This window comes from Legionella sheltonii (genome assembly GCF_026191355.1).
GTDB classification, from domain to species: domain Bacteria; phylum Pseudomonadota; class Gammaproteobacteria; order Legionellales; family Legionellaceae; genus Legionella; species Legionella sheltonii.
The window spans coordinates 1-3,678 of record NZ_JAPHOQ010000030.1 but is presented as its reverse complement, the minus strand read 5'-3'; the positions used below and the strand labels follow the sequence as shown (position 1 = coordinate 3,678).

The following is a 3,678-nucleotide window of genomic DNA, read 5'->3' as shown; positions in this document are numbered from 1 at the left end:
AATAAAACCCTGGCGATGACCTACTTTCACATGAGGAAGCCTCACACTATCATTGGCGCGGGTTCGTTTCACTTCTGAGTTCGAGATGGAATCAGGTGGTTCCAAACCGCTATGGTCGCCAGGAAAACTGGTTTAACATGATTAATGGGCGCATTATACCCGAATCATGCGTTAGGTAAATAAAGAGTACACATTTTTTTGCTGATTGGGCGTTAGCCCAACCGGCTTTTCTTGTATTTGATTCAGTTAATCTGAAGTAATTCAGATTATATGGTCAAGACAATCAGCCAATTAGTACAAGTTAGCTGCACACATTACTGCGCTTCCACACCTTGCCTATCAACGTCGTAGTCTTCAACGGGCTTCATGGGAAAACTCATCTTGAGGGAGGCTTCCCGCTTAGATGCTTTCAGCGGTTATCCCGTCCGAACTTAGCTACCCGGCGATGCGACTGGCGTCACAACCGGTACACCAGAGGTTCGTCCACTCCGGTCCTCTCGTACTAGGAGCAGCTCCTCTCAATTTTCCTACGCCCACGGCAGATAGGGACCGAACTGTCTCACGACGTTCTAAACCCAGCTCGCGTACCACTTTAAATGGCGAACAGCCATACCCTTGGGACCTGCTTCAGCCCCAGGATGTGATGAGCCGACATCGAGGTGCCAAACACCGCCGTCGATATGAACTCTTGGGCGGTATCAGCCTGTTATCCCCGGAGTACCTTTTATCCGTTGAGCGATGGCCCTTCCATTCAGAACCACCGGATCACTAAGACCAACTTTCGTTCCTGCTCGAGCCGTCGCTCTCGCAGTCAAGCACCCTTATGCCTTTACACTCTTGGTACGATGTCCGACCGTACCGAGGGTACCTTTGTGCTCCTCCGTTACTCTTTGGGAGGAGACCGCCCCAGTCAAACTACCCATCATACACTGTCCTCATCCCGGATTACGGGACCAAGTTAGAACCTCAATAACAACAGGGTGGTATTTCAAGGTCGGCTCCATGAGAACTAGCGTCCTCACTTCATAGCCTCCCACCTATCCTACACAGTTATCATCAAAGTCCAGTGCAAAACTATAGTAAAGGTTCACGGGGTCTTTCCGTCTAGCCGCGGGTACACTGCATCTTCACAGCGATTTCAATTTCACTGAGTCTCGGGTGGAGACAGTGTGGCCATCGTTACGCCATTCGTGCAGGTCGGAACTTACCCGACAAGGAATTTCGCTACCTTAGGACCGTTATAGTTACGGCCGCCGTTTACCGGGGCTTCGATCAAGAGCTTCTCCGAAGATAACCCCATCAATTAACCTTCCGGCACCGGGCAGGCGTCACACCCTATACGTCTTCTTACGAATTTGCAGAGTGCTGTGTTTTTAATAAACAGTCGCAGCCACCTGGTCTCTGCGGCCCTCTCCAGCTCTGAAAGTAAATCCCATCACCAGAAAGGGCGTACCTTCTCCCGAAGTTACGGTACCATTTTGCCTAGTTCCTTCACCCGAGTTCTCTCAAGCGCCTTAGTATTCTCTACCTGTCCACCTGTGTCGGTTTGCGGTACGGTTCTCTATAAGTTATGGCTAGCAGCTTTTCCTGGGAGCCGGGCATCAATAACTTCGCCGTACACCGAAGTGTCAGCACCACGTCGCACCTCAGAGTTAATAATGGTCCGGATTTGCCTAAACCATCCCCCTACATGCACGTACCAGGACAACCAACGCCTGGCTTATCTAGCCTTCTCCGTCCCCACTTCACCACTTATAAAAAGTCCAGGAATATTAACCTGGTTCCCATCGACTACGCTCTTCAGCCTCGCCTTAGGGGCCGACTCACCCTGCTCCGATTAACGTCGTGCAGGAAACCTGGGACTTCCGGCGTGAGGGCTTTTCACCCTCATTATCGTTACTCATGTCAGCATTCGCACTTCTGATACCTCCAGCAGACTTCTCAATCCACCTTCATCAGCCTACAGAACGCTCCCCTACCACGTGCACTTAGTGCACATCCGCAGCTTCGGTGACTAGTTTTAGCCCCGTTACATCTTCCGCGCAGGCCGACTCGACCAGTGAGCTATTACGCTTTCTTTAAAGGGTGGCTGCTTCTAAGCCAACCTCCTGGCTGTCTATGCCTTCCCACATCGTTTCCCACTTAACTAGTACTTGGGGACCTTAGCTGGCGGTCTGGGTTGTTTCCCTCTTCACGACGGACGTTAGCACCCGCCGTGTGTCTCCCGTGATTCAATTAGCCGGTATTCGGAGTTTGCATCGGTTTGGTAAGCCATGACAGCCCCCTAGCCGAAACAGTGCTCTACCCCCAGTAATCATTCACGAGGCGCTACCTAAATAGCTTTCGGGGAGAACCAGCTATCTCCGGGCTTGATTAGCCTTTCACTCCTAGTCACACGTCATCCGATAATTTTTCAACATTACCCGGTTCGGACCTCCAGTTGGTGTTACCCAACCTTCATCCTGCACATGACTAGATCGCCCGGTTTCGGGTCTACTCACAGCGACTCGCGCCCTATTCAGACTCGATTTCTCTACGGCTTCCTTATTCAGTTAACCTCGCCACTGAAAGTAACTCGCTGACCCATTATACAAAAGGTACGCAGTCACACCACGAAGGTGCTCCCACTGCTTGTACGCAAACGGTTTCAGGTTCTATTTCACTCCCCTCTCCGGGGTTCTTTTCGCCTTTCCCTCACGGTACTGGTTCACTATCGGTCAGTAAGTAGTATTTAGCCTTGGATGATGGTCCACCCATATTCAACCAGGATTACACGTGTCCCGGCCTACTTGTTCGCGTGCTTAGTTCTTAATGCAACCTCTATATACGGGGCTTTCACCCTCTACGGCCAACTTTCCCAAGTTGTTCTACTTCATTGCACTATAAATCACACCAGGCTCCTCCCCGTTCGCTCGCCGCTACTTGGAGAATCTCTTTTGATTTCTTTTCCTTCGGGTACTTAGATGTTTCAGTTCCCCGAGTTCGCTTCGTTAACCTATGTATTCAGCTAACGATGACCATGACTGCTCATGGCCGGGTTCCCCCATTCGGACATCTCCGGTTAATCGCTCGTTTCCAGCTCACCGAAGCTTTTCGCAGGATTCCACGTCCTTCATCGCCTCTTACTGCCAAGGCATCCACCGTTTGCGCTTCTCTTCTTGACCATATAATCTCAATTACCTCAAAATTATATGCCTTACACAATACAAGACGCTTGTGTTACCTCTTTATTTACCCAAATTTTTAATGAACGCCTGGTTACTCCAGATTAAAATACTCTCTTGCAAAATACTTTAATCTGAATAAACCGTGAAGAAATCCTTAAGAAAATGGTGGGTCTGGGTGGACTTGAACCACCGACCTCACCCTTATCAGGGGTGCGATCTAACCAACTGATCTACAGACCCATTTTACTTTTGCTTCGATCTTTTATCTTATTGTATATTGTATGCTGCAGCTTACTCAGCTCGTGATCAAACTTACATCACTTGCTTAAAACATACAACTCGATAAAACAAATATCTTTGCTAAAGCGCTTCGATGCACTTTGCACTTTTGATATGCAGTTTAGCTCCGCATATTGAGAGGCGCTACAACTTTGATTTACATCAACAACAATATCGTGATCGAATATCTTATCCGCTTTATTACAATTGCGGTAGGATTCTTCATTATCTC

Annotated in this window: 1 protein-coding gene, 1 tRNA gene and 2 rRNA genes; all 4 read right to left on the bottom strand. The window is 49.0% G+C overall.

The features are described 5' to 3' along the window. Nucleotides 1–7 precede the first annotated feature (7 nt). Nucleotides 8–123, bottom strand: a 5S ribosomal RNA gene (gene rrf, locus OQJ26_RS19150). A 147-nt stretch (nt 124–270) separates the two neighbouring features. Next, nucleotides 271–3,164: ribosomal RNA gene (locus OQJ26_RS19145) — 23S ribosomal RNA — on the bottom strand. Nucleotides 3,165–3,330: 166 nt separating this feature from the next. Further along, nucleotides 3,331–3,407: transfer RNA gene (locus OQJ26_RS19140), tRNA-Ile, on the bottom strand. Nucleotides 3,408–3,484: 77 nt separating this feature from the next. Then, nucleotides 3,485–3,678 (bottom strand): hypothetical protein (locus tag OQJ26_RS19135; RefSeq protein ID WP_265705277.1); only part of this gene is annotated, 194 nt, incomplete at its 5' end.